Raw genomic sequence first — 14,279 nt, 5'->3', positions numbered from 1 at the left:
CCCTTTCCATTCTTTGCGCACAGTGTAACGCGCTGCCAACAGGTTTTACGTCACTCCTTTGTGCGCTTCGGGTAAACTTACGCAAACTTTATTAAACGCCATGAGCCTATGTCAGCCCCACCAAACTGGTATTTGTATATGTTGAGAACCCCGACCGGCGTGCTCTACACCGGGATCACCACCGACGTGACGCGGCGTCTGGCGGAGCATCAGTCCGGAAAAGGGGCGAAAGCGCTGCGGGGAAAAGGCGAGTTACGGCTGGCGTTCCATTGCCCTGCGGGCAACCGTTCGCTGGCATCGAAGCTGGAGATCAGAGTGAAGAAGCTCAGCAAGGCGCAAAAGGAATTACTGGTAAAAAATGCGCCACCGTGTCTGGAAAGGTATTTTGGCTTGCCGGAGAGCGGTGTTCAGGAAGAGTGCTGACGGGCCTGATGACAGGCCCGCTGGAAATCAGAAACGGTTAAATGCCGCCGGGAAAACCACTTCTCCGCTGGCATGAGTGAGCGCATCGTCTGACAGGGTAAACAACTGGAAAGCATCTTGCGTGCCCGGCCAGCGGCAATGCAGGTCGTGTGGCGCGGCGGGTTTGAAGCCAAAACGGCGGTAATACGCCGGTTCACCTAATACCACCACGGCGGCATAGCCGAACTCATTGAGGGAATCTAACCCTTCGTACACCAGTTTTTGCCCCAGCCCCTGCTTGCGCAGAGAGGCTTCTACCGCCAGCGGCGCCAGCCCCACCCAGTTACGGTCTTCACCCTGAATATCAACCGGGCAAAACGCAACGTAACCCACGACACCACCTTCATCATCCGTTGCCACAACGCCCAGCGTCAGCAGGCCGTCTTCGCGCAGTTCCTGGACTAAATCGGCTTCGGCACCGGTCGGAAATGCAGAGCGCAACAGGCGGTCTATGCCCGCCGCATCTACAGGAATTTCAGTTCGAATTAACATGGTTCAGCTACCGGAGCTTGTGGCTCACGGCCCTCTTGCAGACCTGCTTCAACAAAGTCGGCCAGACGCAGCAGACCATTTTTCAGCAGTGCAGGCATCGTATCAAGGTCGATAGAATCCATCAGATTCTTCACGTTCAGACCGAGTTCAGTGTCACCTTCAATGCGCAGACGACGCTGGAAGAACAGCGTATCCGGATCTTCCTTACGCGCCGCGATCAGGATCAGATCGTTGGCTTGACCGCTGAAACTGACGTCGGCTTCGCCTTGTTCGCGGACGATCAGTTTGCCTTCGCTGACGGACATCTGCCAGCTCAGGTTGAGATCGGAAACCTCAATTTTTAACCAGCGGCTTTCCAGAAAATCCAGTTCGCCGTCGGCCAGTGCCTGACGTAACTGCCAGCTCAACACCTGCTGCAAAACCTGACGCGACACGGCGAAAGGGGTGAATTTTAAAGGCACACTTAACATGGATGGCCCCTGACGAACTATACGTGCACGTAGTTTTTGCAACACTCGCACTACTCCTTTCGGTAACTTTTTGGGCAACACGTCAGTCTATTTTGCCACATCGCCAGACTCATTCAGCGGCCTGCATCAATAAATACTGCTACAGAAAAACCTCACGTACAACCTCCCCGGCCCTAACTCACCGCTCAATACCGCAGAAACTGCCTCAAATCAAAATATTGCATCTATAGCTTCTCTAAAATAGTTCGCCAACCGAAGCCCTCGCTGATGAATGAATTACGTCGGCATATCGCTTCTCATCACTATCAACCCTTCAGCTACGCTGTCCGGTTGCAGCAAGGAATGATCATGGAGCTACTTTGTCCGGCAGGGAATTTACCTGCGCTGAAAGCGGCGATCGATAACGGGGCCGATGCGGTTTATATCGGCCTGAAAGACGACACCAACGCGCGCCATTTTGCGGGTCTGAATTTCACAGATAAAAAACTCCAGGAAGCGGTCAGTTACGTGCACAGCCGCCAACGTAAACTGCACATCGCCATCAATACGTTTGCACATCCGGACGGGTATCAGCGCTGGGAGCGCGCCGTGGATATGGCCGCACAACTCGGCGCGGATGCGCTGATCCTCGCCGATATCGCCATGCTGGATTACGCGGCCAATAAATATCCTCACGTCGAGCGCCATGTTTCGGTGCAGGCTTCGGCCACCAACGATGAAGCGATCCGTTTCTATAAACGTAACTTCGACGTCGCCCGCGTGGTGTTACCGCGCGTACTTTCCATGCATCAGGTGCGTCAGCTCTCGCGCACGTCGGTGGTGCCGCTGGAAGTGTTCGCCTTCGGCAGCCTGTGCATTATGGCCGAAGGCCGCTGCTATTTGTCTTCCTACCTGACCGGTGAATCACCCAATACCGTCGGAGCCTGTTCTCCGGCGCGGTTCGTGCGCTGGCAGCAAACCGCGCAGGGCATGGAATCACGCCTGAACGATGTGCTGATAGATCGTTACGAGGAAGGCGAAAACGCCGGTTATCCGACGCTGTGCAAAGGCCGTTATCTGGTGGATGGCGCGAAATATCATGCACTGGAAGAGCCAACCAGCCTGAATACGCTGGAATTACTGCCCGAGCTGTTCGCCGCCAATATTGCCTCGGTGAAAATTGAAGGCAGGCAGCGCAGCCCGGCCTACGTCAGCCAGGTCGCCCGCGTCTGGCGTGCGGCGATAGACCGTTGCATGGCCGATCCGGCGCACTTTACAACCGATGCCGCCTGGATGAGCACGCTGGGCGCAATGTCTGAAGGGACACAAACGACGCTCGGTGCCTATCACCGCAAATGGCAGTAACCGAAGAGACAATGATGAAATATTCTTTAGGCGCCATCCTTTATTACTGGCCGAAAGCGCAGGTGGAAGAGTTTTATCAGGCCGCCGCCGCAAGCAGCGCAGACATCATTTATCTGGGTGAAAATGTCTGTACCAAACGCCGTGAAATGAAGGTTAACGACTGGCTGGAGGTCGCGCGCCAGCTGGCAGCGACCGGCAAACAGGTGGTGATCTCCACGCTGGCCCTGTTACAGGCACCGTCTGAACTGAATGAACTGAAACGCTACGTAGAGAACGGCGAGTTTCTGCTGGAAGCCAATGATTTTGGCGCAGTGAATATGGCTGCTGAGCGCAATCTGCCGTTTGTGGTTGGCCATGCGCTGAACTGCTATAACGCCGTCACGCTAAAAATCCTGCAAAAACAAGGCATGGTGCGCTGGTGTATGCCGGTTGAGCTTTCCCGCGACTGGCTGGCGAACCTGCTGAACCAGTGTCAGGATCTGGGTATTCGCGATAAGTTTGAAGTGGAAGTGCTGTCTTACGGGCATCTGCCGCTGGCTTATTCGGCACGCTGTTTTACCGCGCGCTCAGAGAACAAAGCCAAGGATGAGTGTGAAACCTGCTGCATCGAGTATCCGCAGGGCCGCAAGGTGCTGTCACAGGAAAATCAGCAGGTGTTTGTGCTCAACGGTATTCAGACGCAAAGTGGCTATTGTTACAATCTCGGTAATGAACTGACCTCGATGCAGGGGCTGGTGGATATCGTCAGGCTGTCGCCGGAAAGCAGCGAAGCACTTGCCACGCTGGAGGCGTTTCGCCGCAATGAGCACGGATTAGCGCCGCTGACGCTGACCGATAAGGCTGACTGTAACGGTTACTGGCAGCGCGTCGCCGGACTGGAGCTGCGCCAGTAATTTCAGCCCGTGCGGAAAAGAAATGGGATATGGCTTTGCGGCGATATCCCTTTTTTATCACGCTTTTTTATATTTGCGCCTGAACATCGCCCGCAGGCGGACACCGTCGCGCAGCATGCCCACGGCAATACCGGTGAAGGTGTAAAACGCGCACAGGATCAGCAGCATCAGAATATCGCCGCCCACGTCTTTGAACGGCAGCCCCATCTGATTCACCCCGGCAATCGCTTTGGTCGCCCACGTCGAAGGCAGCATAGAAGAGATTGCCCGAACCCATGCCGGCATTGCCTGTAAGGGCCAGATAGTGCCGGAGATGTAAAACACCGGCGTGGTCAGAAAAGCCAGCGTCAGGTAAATCAGCTCGACGCTGCGCAGACATTCCGTAACCAGTTTGCCCAGCCCTAAAACGGCCAACAGGAACGGGAAAGTCAGCAGCAGAATTTCCGGAATGCTGGCCGTTTGCCGGTAGCCTAATATCCACGGCCAAAGCACAAACAGCACGATCGATAAAAACAGCCAGACCGGGATCAGCGCCGAAATCCCGCCAAGAAATGCCGGGATGGTCGGTTTTCCGGAGGGAGCGCTGTTGAGCACAATACTGACGCGCACACTGGCAATCAGCAGGGAGTGTTGTAACAACATCACCAGCAGGCCAGGGAAAATGATTGCCGCAAAGCTGATGCCGGGGTTAAACAGATCCAGCGTCTGCCCCACCATCGGCGAGAGCACCACGCTGGCCTGACGCTCGCTGAAGCCGTTGCTCAACAACAGATCAGTGTTGTATTGGGTGAGGATCGCCTGATACGCCCCCAGCACATCCTGCTGGATCTGCCCGTTTGCCAGACGGTTGGTGGCATCGCCGTACACCGGAATAACGATATTTTGACCGGCGAGGATCTTCTTCTCCAGATCGACCGGCATGATGATCACGGCGAACAGTTTGCGCAGCGCAAGATCGTGCTCGGCATCCGCCAGATTTTCATAGTGCACCGTGGCGACTTTCGAGGTCGCGTCGAGCTGGCGGGTCAGCATCCGGCTGGCGGTACTGTGATCCTGATCGACGACGGCGACCGGCAAGTCCCACACCGTGCGGTTGGCGTAGACCATGCTCATCACGCACAGGGAAATCAGCAGCATCATCCACATCGGTTTATCAAGCAGGCCCGTCAGCACTTTGCTGAAAGTCCCCCACCAGGTCCTGAACCATTCGCGACGGGTCATTTTCCTGGCTCCTGTTGTTTCAGCCGCAGATATAAGCGTTTACGCACCAGAAGGCTGGTGACCAGCGGATAGATCAGCAGGATGGCGCAGACCATTAAAATACCGCGCACGGACACTTCACGCAGGAAGACGTCAAACATCGCGGCCAGGGCGTAGCTCAGCGGTTCGATGCCGGAAATAATCCGCGCAGGCAAGGGCATCGACAGCACCGGGACCGCCATACCGGAGAAGGTCAGCGCGATACTGACGAAAATCCCCATCATGGTGTAGGCCGTAATCGTGGTTTTGGTAAAGGTGAACAGCAACAGCCCGAGGCTTTGGGCGGCAATCACATAAAAGAAACCGATGAGCAGCATATATAACGGGTTACCGCTGACCCGCGCGTCAAAAAAGCCGACCAGCATGGCGATCTCGACCATCAGTAACGTGGTGAAACACAGCGTGTAAGGCGCGAGTTTGCCCAGCAGTGCCAGCGTAAACGACGGCGTGCTGATCAACGCCTGACTGCGCGCCATGACGTAAATCATGCAGGTGACGGTAAACAGTTGCAGCAGGTGAATGGTCGCAGCGAACTGCTGGTAATAAATGTAGCTGCCGCTGGCGTTGAACAGGCTGCCGTAGGACAAATCCACGCTCGCCAGCGACGGCAACGTTTTGCCGATTTCAGTCGCAATAATCGAACGGTAACGGGTATTGAGTTCAGTGATCAGCCCGCTGAAATCCTGCGTGGAATACAGACCGGCACCGTAGAACAAAGCGTTGTAATACAGCACCGCACTCGGCTGTTTTCCGGCCAGCACATCCGCTTCGAAATTAACCGGAATATACAGCAACGCGTAGTCCTGCGCGGTACGCAGGCGATACTCAGCTTCCTGCAATCCGCCACTGAAGGCCTGCACATGCGCATGGGAACCGGCGTCCAGTTTGCGGGTCAGGGTCTTCGACAAGTTGCTGTGATCGTTGTCGATGACGGACACCGGTAAATTCAGCAGAGTGCCTTCAGAGAAATTGCTGCTGATGAGGCCAAACAGCAGCAACGGGAAAATCCAGCATAGCCAGTGGATCACCGGCTTGCGGAATGCATGGCTGACTTCACGGTTAAATGCCCGGCTAAAACAGCGCCATCCGGCTTTTATTCTTTCACTGCGCGGCGCTTTGACCCGCTTCACTTCGCCTTCCACTGCCACAGCGCACTCATGCCCTGCCGCAATCCGGGCACCGGTTTCGCTGGGTAAAGACGCACTTCAAAGGTTTTAAGATCGAAATCACCTGTCGCACGCGTGGCGCGTTTGGTTGCGTAATCACCGAGCGGTGCGATGTAGCGCACTTCGGCTTCGATCATCTGGTTGTTCAGCGCAGGCACGCGCATTTGCACTTTGTCGCCTTTGCGCACGCCGGCCAGAATATCTTCGCGCAAATTAAAGACGAAATAAGCGTCAGGCAGACGGACTAACGTCAGCAACGGGCTGTTCGCACTTTCCAGTTCGCCGACTTCCACCGGGATCGGCCCCACTTCACCATCGACCGGGGCTTTCACCTGCAAGTCATCGGTTTGCGCTTTGATTTCCAGTAAGTCTTCTTCCGCCTGACGCAGCTGCGCGGCATAGCTTTCGCGCTGTTCCACGCGGTCGCCATTGATACCTTCATCAAGATTGGCTTTGGCGACGAGAACTTGTGCGTATGCGCTATCGCGGGCGCGGCGGGAATCTTCTAAATCAGACGCTGAAATAAACCCTTTCGCCGCCACTTTGGCATTGCGGTTGTAGAGGTCGCGGGCGTTAACATATTCCGCCTGAGACTGGGCCAGCGTGGCTTTCAAATTGCGGATGCTCTCTTCGCGGGTACCGTTAACAGAGAGATCGAGCTGGGCTTTTGCCTGATCGCGGGCAGCTTCGGCGGCGCGCAACTGCGCCATCATTTCCGGGCTGTCGAGGGTGATCAGTAGCTGACCGGCTTTGACATCGTCACCGCGTTCAACGTGACGTTCAATCACGCGGCCTTTGGCTTTGGACGCGACAATGACTTCCGGCGCATCGACTTCGCCCTGCAGCAATAAGTCCTGATTGTTCGCACGGAACAACACGGCTAAAGAAACCGCCACGAAGACCAGCAGAAGGGTCAATAAAATTCGTTTACTCATGTGTTGCCTGATCCTTTTTTTCTCGCCAGTGTTCTTCAGAGGCATTGGTTTTCCATTCCTTGAGTGTCCTTTCGCCGCGCTCTGTTTTCGGAGTGATCGATACATCACAGGAGGCGTTCAATCATAGCGGCGCTGACAGAGAGTTTTTAACACAAAACAACATATTGACTGAAACGATAAATTAAACGCAATTCATAGTCGTTACGCATGAGTTGGAGGATCAGGAAAGGCACAAATGCAGTATTCAATCCCCGGTGAATGGGTAATACTCGTTCTAATTATGAGCATTTTTAGCGGGCGAACTGCTTGTGTTTCGCCCATCAACGAGTGAGCCGTGACTATGTCTGATAAACACACCGTTCCCCTATCCGTGCTGGATTTAGCACCCGTTCCACAAGGTGCCGACGCTGCACAGGCCTTTAAATCTTCCCTCGATTTGGCACAACATGCTGAAAAATGGGGCTATCAACGTTACTGGATGGCTGAGCATCACAACATGACCGGCATCGCCAGTGCGGCGACGTCGGTGTTGCTGGGATACATCGCGGGCGGCACGAAAACGATTCGCGTCGGTTCCGGCGGGGTCATGCTGCCCAACCATTCCCCGCTGGTCATTGCCGAACAGTTCGGCACACTGGCGACGCTGTATCCGAACCGTGTCGATCTTGGTCTTGGCCGTGCGCCGGGTACCGATCAGCGCACAATGATTGCGCTGCGCCGCCATCTCTCCGGTGAAGTCGATAATTTCCCGAAAGATGTGCAGGAATTACAGTTGTACTTCGGAGAAGTTCAGCCACAGCAGGCGGTGCAGGCCGTGCCGGGTCAGGGATTGCATGTGCCGATCTGGCTGCTGGGATCGAGCTTGTACAGCGCTCAGCTGGCCGCCGCACTGGGATTGCCTTTTGCCTTCGCCTCGCATTTTGCGCCGGATATGCTCTATCAGGCATTAGCCATCTATCGCAGTAAATTCCAGCCTTCTGCCCAGTTTGAAAAGCCGTATGCCATGGTGTGTATTAACGCGATTGGCGCGGATACGGATGAAGAAGCGCGCCGGATGTTTACCTCAAATCAGCAGCAGTTCATCAATTTGCGTCGCGGTATGCCGGGCAAACTGCCAGCACCCGTGGATAACATTGAAAGTCTGTGGTCCGCATCAGAGCGATTTGGGGTGGATAATGCACTGCGTATGTCGGTCGTCGGCAATAAAGACACGCTGCGCCAGGGATTGCAGTCCATTCTGCGTGAGACACAAGCGGATGAACTGATGATTAACGGCCAGATTTTTGATCATCAGGCGCGTTTGCATTCCTTCGAGATTGTGGCCGGTTTACAGGATGATTTGGTAAAAGAACAGCGCATCAGTTAATCGCGTTCACAAATTTAAGACGAAAAAAAACCAGCCGGTTAAGGCTGGTTTTTTATTATCTGCACCCGAATAAAACCAGGTGCGATAAATTATGCGTCAGTCGTGCGACGTGGTGCGCGGCTTGGCGGACGACGTTCGCCTGCAGCAGAAGAACCTTCACGACGATCGCCGCTGAAAGAACGTGGAGCGCCGTTACCACGACGTTCGCCACCTGCACCCGCAGGACGGTCACCGTTGAAAGGACGCGGAGCACCGTTACCACGACGCTCACCACCTGCACCGGCTGGACGTTCGCGACGCGCAGCCTGTGGCTGAGCATCACCCAGCAACTGCATGTTCATCGGTTTGTTCAGGATACGAGTACGGGTGAAATGAGACAGAATCTCGCCCGGCATACCTTTCGGCAGTTCGATAGTAGAGTGCGTACCGAACAGCTTGATGTTACCGATGTAACGGCTGCTGATGTCGCCTTCGTTAGCGATCGCGCCAACGATGTGACGAACTTCAACACCATCATCACGACCCACTTCGATGCGATACAGTTCCATTTCGCCAGCGTCACGACGCTCACGACGTGGGCTGTCGCCATCACGTGCAGGACGGTCGTTGCTGCGAGCCGGACGGTCACGACGATCGCCACGGTCACCGCGATCGCCACGTTCTTCAAATTCACGACGCGGTGGACGGCTTTTGAAGATTGGGTCAGCAGCAACAATCAGAGGACGTTCGCCCTGTGCCATTTTCAGCAGTGCAGCAGCCAGCGTTTCGATGTCCAGCTCTTCTGCAGGTTGCAGTTTAGCCAGCAATGCGCGGTACTGATCCAGATCGCTGCTTTCCAGTTGTTGCTGAACTTTTGCTGCGAACTTAGCAAGACGACGCTCGCCCAGGACATCAGCAGTAGGAATTTCAACTTCTGGAATGGTCAGCTTCATGGTGCGTTCAATGTTACGCAACAGGCGACGTTCACGGTTTTCGACGAACAGTAATGCGCGACCAGCACGGCCTGCACGACCGGTACGACCGATACGGTGAACGTAAGACTCAGAGTCCATCGGGATGTCATAGTTAACAACCAGGCTGATACGTTCTACATCCAGACCACGTGCTGCCACGTCGGTTGCGATAAGAATGTCCAGACGGCCATCTTTCAGACGCTCCAGGGTTTGCTCACGCAGCGCCTGGTTCATGTCGCCGTTCAGTGCAGCGCTGCTGTAGCCGCTACGTTCCAGAGCTTCGGCCACTTCAAGGGTCGCGCTCTTAGTACGAACGAAGATGATGGCTGCATCAAAGTCTTCTGCTTCCAGGAAACGCACCAGTGCTTCGTTTTTACGCAGGCCGTGCACAGTCCAGTAGCTCTGGCTGATGTCCGGACGGGTAGTCACGCTTGACTGAATACGCACTTCCTGTGGATCTTTCATGAAGCGACGCGTAATGCGACGAATCGCTTCTGGCATGGTTGCAGAGAACAATGCGGTCTGATGTTCAGCCGGGATCTGCGCCATGATAGTTTCAACGTCTTCGATGAAGCCCATACGCAGCATTTCATCAGCTTCGTCCAGCACCAGACCGCTCAGGTTAGAGAGGTTCAGGGTGCCGCGTTTCAGGTGGTCCAGCAGGCGGCCCGGGGTACCCACAACAACTTGTGGACCTTGACGCAGTGCGCGCAGCTGAACGTCATAGCGCTGGCCGCCGTAAAGGGCAACCACATTCACGCCATGCATATGTTTAGAGAAATCGGTCATTGCTTCAGCAACCTGAACCGCCAGTTCGCGGGTCGGAGCCAGAACAAGAATTTGTGGTGCTTTCAGTGAAGCATCAATGTTGTGCAGCAAAGGTAAAGAGAATGCAGCAGTTTTACCGGAACCGGTCTGCGCCATACCCAGAACGTCGCGGCCACTCAGCAGGTGAGGAATACACTCAGCCTGGATTGGTGAAGGTTTTTCGTAGCCCAAATCAGTCAGGGCAGAAATGATCGGAGCAGACAGCCCCAGGTCAGCAAAAGAGGTTTCAAGCTCAGTAGTCATGTACACGTGCCTCATTAATAATGGCAGCCAGTCTACATAACTCGTCGAGAAAATTTTCAGTCATTTTCATTGAAAAGTGTGAACCGGCTCAAATTAGATTATAAAACGAACAAAGCAACCCTCGCCCGTTAAGGCGCTTAAAAATGGTAAAAACCATGATTAATCAGGCTGATTGGTGTCGTCAGCTATTGCTGGTCCGATTCTGATAGGTCGTCTTGCTCTTGGCCCAAAAGCGCCAATTCCAACAATGCATAGCGGTGCTCAACAAAGTTGTGAACGTTGTTAGCTACCGTCAGTTTGAACAGTGCCGCAGCGCTGTTCTTGTCCCCCAGACTTAGGTAGTGCTTACCTAAATAGAAGTCAGTTTCACTGAGATGCTCAGCGAGCGAAGTGTTATCCGTTGCTTCTGCCTTGAGACGTTCCATCAGCGTAGATTCGCTGATTTTGCCCAGGTAGAATTCGACGATATTCCATCCCCATTGCCCTCTGTCCGCTTTGTCATAACGCTGTTGAAGCGCTACGTCGGCATCCTTCGGATTGATTTCTCGCTCCGCAAGATAAAGCCATAATGAACGGAAGGGATCATTTGGATCGTCTCGATAAAACGCCTGCAGATCATCCTGCGCTAACGAGAATCGGCCACCGTAATACAGGGCGATACCTCGGTTCAAACGCGCGTAGTTGTAAGTTGGATCAAGCTCTAGTACAGAATCAAACGCTTCATAGGCAGCATCGAAATTGCCTGCCTGCGTTAGGTAAATCCCCAGGTAGTTAAAAACTTCTGGCATATCAGGACGAACAGACAGCGCTTGTGAAAAATCATTACGCGCCAGTGCTCTTAGCCCGAGACTATCATACAGCACACCGCGCTCATATAATAGCTGTGCTCTCTCATCATCGGTTAATGACCGGCTGGCAAGAATTTGTTCCATGCGTGCCAGGATGACTTCCTGCTGCAACGTCGGCTGCAAAGGAATCGCCAGAACTTCATTTTTACGCCAATCATGGTTGCTGCATCCTGCCAACATAAGTGCTGTCGCAACATAACACCAGCGCAAGAAAGGCTTCATTTCTACTCCCGGAGACAAACATTGGATAGACGTCCTGTCATCCGCTTGCTTAACACAAACGCGTCCTACGCTCGTGATACGAACAGCTCCTCTCCGGATGGAAAGGAGCTGTAAAACTTCTGTTACAGATTATTCTGCGTCAGGTTGCTTAGTTGTATCGTCCTGAGTCGGTGCAGTGGCTTCTTTGATGCTCAAACGCACACGGCCCTGACGGTCAACTTCCAGTACCTTAACCGGTACTTCCTGACCCATTTGCAGGTAATCAGTCACTTTCTCTACACGCTTGTCAGCGATTTGAGAAATGTGAACCAGACCTTCTTTACCACCGCCGATGGCAACAAACGCACCAAAGTCTACGATACGGGTCACTTTACCCTGATAGATACGGTCAACTTCGATTTCTGCGGTGATCTCTTCGATACGACGGATAGCGTATTTTGCTTTCTCGCCGTCGGTTGCTGCGATCTTCACAGTACCGTCATCTTCGATTTCAATGGTTGTACCCGTTTCTTCAGTCAGGGCACGGATCACAGAACCACCTTTACCGATCACGTCCTTGATTTTGTCCGGGCTGATCTTGATGGTGTGGATACGTGGAGCAAACTGAGAGATATCGCCGCGCGGAGTGCTGATCGCCTGTTCCATTACGCCCAGAATGTGCAGACGCGCACCCTTAGCCTGGTTCAGAGCCACCTGCATGATTTCGCGGGTGATACCTTCGATTTTGATGTCCATCTGCAGCGCGGTGATACCATCGCGGCTACCGGCCACTTTGAAGTCCATGTCGCCCAGGTGATCTTCGTCACCCAGAATGTCAGACAGAACAACAAAGCTTTCGCCTTCTTTAACCAGACCCATTGCAATACCTGCAACAGCGGCTTTGATCGGCACACCTGCATCCATCAGGGCCAGAGATGCACCACAAACAGAAGCCATAGAAGATGAACCGTTAGATTCAGTAATTTCAGACACGACACGTACGGTGTACGGGAAGTCTTCTGGTTTTGGCATCATCGCCAGCACGCCGCGTTTCGCCAGGCGGCCGTGACCAATTTCACGACGTTTTGGTGAACCCACCATCCCGGTCTCACCAACGGAGTACGGAGGGAAGTTGTAGTGGAACAGGAAGCTGTCAGACTTCTCGCCCATCAGTTCATCCAGGTTTTGCGCGTCACGGGCAGTACCCAGAGTTGCAGTAACCAGTGCCTGAGTTTCGCCACGCGTAAACAGCGCTGAACCGTGAGTACGTGGCAGAACGCCAGTACGAACGTCCAGACCGCGGATCATGTCTTTTTCGCGACCATCGATACGTGGCTCGCCACGCAGAACACGGCTACGCACCACATTCTTCTCAATGCTACCCAGCAGGTCAGAAATTTCGCCAGCGTCCAGCGCTTCATCTTCTGCTTGCAGGGTCTGAACCACTTCCGCTTTGATGACGTTGATCTGAGCGTAACGGTCTTGTTTATCAGTGATCAGGTAAGCATCACCTAAACGAGATTCTGCCAGCGCTGCAACGCGAGCGTGCAGCTCTGCGTTAACCACTTCTGGCTGCCAATCCCATTTCGCTTTACCGACTTCAGCAACCAGAGAGTTGATGTTATCGATAACGATTTGTTGTTGCTCGTGGCCGAACACCACAGCGCCCAGCATCTGGTCTTCGCTCAGAACGTCAGCTTCAGACTCAACCATCAGAACCGCGCCTTTAGTACCGGCAACGACCAGGTCAAGACTACTGGTTTTCAATTCATCTGCGGTTGGGTTCAGAACGTACTGATCGTTAATGTAACCCACGCGTGCTGAACCGATTGGGCCGCTGAAAGGAATACCAGACAGGCTCAGGGCAGCGGACGCACCGATCATCGCAACGATGTCAGGGTTTACTTGCGGGTTCAGGGAAACCACGGTCGCGATAACCTGAACTTCATTCAGGAAACCTTCCGGGAACAGTGGGCGAATTGGACGGTCGATCAGACGTGAAGTCAGTGTTTCGCCTTCGCTTGGACGGCCTTCACGGCGGAAGAAGCTACCCGGGATACGACCAGCAGCATAAGTACGCTCCTGGTAGTTAACCGTCAGTGGGAAGAAACTCTGACCTGGTTTGGCTTTTTTCTGGCCAACAACGGTAACGAATACCGCGGTGTCGTCCATGCTAACCATCACGGCTGCAGTCGCCTGACGCGCCATCATGCCGGTTTCCAGCGTAACGGTGTGCTGGCCGTATTGGAATTTACGAATAGTCGGATTAAGCAATGTAATGTCCTTAATTGTGGCACGCAGCTGTTATGACAGCAGTTCACGCCGATAGATATCCGAGCTTCTCACTACATTCTCGCGACTAATGACAATCCTTATTGACCTGACAATGTGGCAATAAAGTCTCTCATTAGCCGCGCGAAAACATCTGTAACGGAAGTTCATGTTCTTAGAAAAACAGCAGAAACAACAGCCATACAGTACCCTGATTTGGTGTTGCTTCCTAGAATAAAGGGGCCTATTGGCCCCTTTACACTGAAACTCGCTTGATTAGCGACGCAGACCCAGACGTTCGATCAGGCTGGTGTAACGTGCTACATCTTTACCCTTCAGGTAGTCCAGCAGTTTACGACGCTGAGAAACCATACGCAGCAGACCACGACGGCTGTGGTGATCTTTTTTGTGCTCTGCAAAGTGACCTTGCAGATGGTTAATTTGAGCAGTCAGCAGAGCAACCTGAACTTCGGTAGAACCACTGTCGTTAGTGCCGCGACCAAAGTCGGAAACGATTTGAGCTTTAGCTTCAACGCTTAGAGACATA

General features: G+C 53.7%; 14 protein-coding genes. 4 read left to right on the top strand and 10 right to left on the bottom strand.

Annotated elements, in window-relative coordinates:
• Positions 1-108: 108 nt before the first annotated feature.
• Entirely contained in the window at positions 109-423 is a 315-nt protein-coding gene (locus tag J1779_RS09835) for a GIY-YIG nuclease family protein (protein ID WP_122096269.1), read from the top strand.
• A gap of 27 nt (positions 424-450) precedes the next feature.
• On the opposite strand, the gene J1779_RS09830 is transcribed toward J1779_RS09835, so the two are convergent.
• Complete coding sequence (locus J1779_RS09830) at positions 451-954, bottom strand: GNAT family N-acetyltransferase (protein ID WP_056782422.1); 504 nt, start codon at positions 952-954, stop codon at positions 451-453.
• Positions 948-1,469 carry a ubiquinone anaerobic biosynthesis accessory factor UbiT gene (gene ubiT / locus J1779_RS09825; protein ID WP_217203664.1) on the bottom strand — a complete coding sequence of 174 codons (522 nt, stop codon included), beginning with the start codon at positions 1,467-1,469 and terminating at the stop codon, positions 948-950. The genes J1779_RS09830 and ubiT overlap by 7 nt, the downstream gene beginning before the upstream one ends.
• A gap of 303 nt (positions 1,470-1,772) precedes the next feature.
• Here ubiT and ubiU point away from each other — a divergent pair, with 303 nt between their 5' ends.
• Both ubiU and J1779_RS09815 read left to right on the top strand, forming a co-directional pair.
• Positions 1,773-2,768, top strand: a complete 996-nt coding sequence (ubiU, locus tag J1779_RS09820; protein WP_056782424.1) for a ubiquinone anaerobic biosynthesis protein UbiU — start codon at positions 1,773-1,775, stop codon at positions 2,766-2,768.
• A gap of 14 nt (positions 2,769-2,782) precedes the next feature.
• Positions 2,783-3,661, top strand: a complete 879-nt coding sequence (locus tag J1779_RS09815; RefSeq protein ID WP_056782520.1) for a U32 family peptidase — start codon at positions 2,783-2,785, stop codon at positions 3,659-3,661.
• 57 nt (positions 3,662-3,718) lie between these two features.
• Here the strand turns inward: J1779_RS09815 and J1779_RS09810 are convergent, their stop codons facing one another.
• Genes J1779_RS09810 through J1779_RS09800 form a run of 3 tightly spaced genes read right to left on the bottom strand, consistent with a single transcriptional unit; the run spans position 3,719 to position 7,022 of the window.
• Positions 3,719-4,882, bottom strand: coding sequence for an ABC transporter permease (locus J1779_RS09810; RefSeq protein ID WP_217203663.1), 1,164 nt, complete (start codon positions 4,880-4,882; stop codon positions 3,719-3,721).
• Positions 4,879-6,051: an ABC transporter permease gene (locus tag J1779_RS09805; protein ID WP_122096315.1), complete on the bottom strand. Its 1,173-nt coding sequence runs from the start codon at positions 6,049-6,051 to the stop codon at positions 4,879-4,881. Before J1779_RS09805 ends, J1779_RS09810 begins: the two co-directional genes overlap by 4 nt.
• On the bottom strand, positions 6,048-7,022 hold the full coding sequence (locus tag J1779_RS09800; RefSeq protein ID WP_217203662.1) for an HlyD family secretion protein: 975 nt from the start codon (positions 7,020-7,022) through the stop codon (positions 6,048-6,050). Before J1779_RS09800 ends, J1779_RS09805 begins: the two co-directional genes overlap by 4 nt.
• Before the next feature lie 340 nt (positions 7,023-7,362).
• Here J1779_RS09800 and J1779_RS09795 point away from each other — a divergent pair, with 340 nt between their 5' ends.
• Positions 7,363-8,388 (top strand): luciferase-like monooxygenase, encoded by a 1,026-nt coding sequence (locus J1779_RS09795; protein ID WP_056782427.1) that lies wholly within the window; start codon positions 7,363-7,365, stop codon positions 8,386-8,388.
• Positions 8,389-8,477: 89 nt separating this feature from the next.
• Here J1779_RS09795 and J1779_RS09790 read toward each other — a convergent pair whose 3' ends face one another.
• The 5 genes from J1779_RS09790 to rpsO form a co-directional block, all read right to left on the bottom strand.
• A complete protein-coding gene (locus J1779_RS09790) occupies positions 8,478-10,412 on the bottom strand; it encodes a DEAD/DEAH family ATP-dependent RNA helicase (protein ID WP_122096272.1) in 1,935 nt (644 codons plus the stop codon).
• A complete protein-coding gene (gene yrbN / locus J1779_RS25780) occupies positions 10,402-10,476 on the bottom strand; it encodes a protein YrbN (protein ID WP_223499600.1) in 75 nt (24 codons plus the stop codon). The genes J1779_RS09790 and yrbN overlap by 11 nt, the downstream gene beginning before the upstream one ends.
• Positions 10,477-10,597: 121 nt before the next feature.
• Positions 10,598-11,482, bottom strand: coding sequence for a lipoprotein NlpI (gene nlpI, locus J1779_RS09780; RefSeq protein WP_056782429.1), 885 nt, complete (start codon positions 11,480-11,482; stop codon positions 10,598-10,600).
• Between the two features lie 129 nt (positions 11,483-11,611).
• The gene (gene pnp / locus J1779_RS09775; protein WP_056782430.1) at positions 11,612-13,735 is read right to left on the bottom strand and encodes a polyribonucleotide nucleotidyltransferase; all 2,124 of its coding nucleotides are present in this window, start codon (positions 13,733-13,735) and stop codon (positions 11,612-11,614) included.
• A gap of 273 nt (positions 13,736-14,008) precedes the next feature.
• A complete protein-coding gene (gene rpsO, locus J1779_RS09770; RefSeq protein WP_056782431.1) occupies positions 14,009-14,278 on the bottom strand; it encodes a 30S ribosomal protein S15 in 270 nt (89 codons plus the stop codon).
• Between the last annotated feature and the right edge of the window lies 1 nt (position 14,279).

Source organism: Rahnella rivi, assembly GCF_019049655.1.
Lineage (GTDB): Bacteria > Pseudomonadota > Gammaproteobacteria > Enterobacterales > Enterobacteriaceae > Rahnella > Rahnella rivi.
Note: the sequence above shows the minus strand (reverse complement) of the source record. Positions and strands in the feature narration are given on the sequence as shown.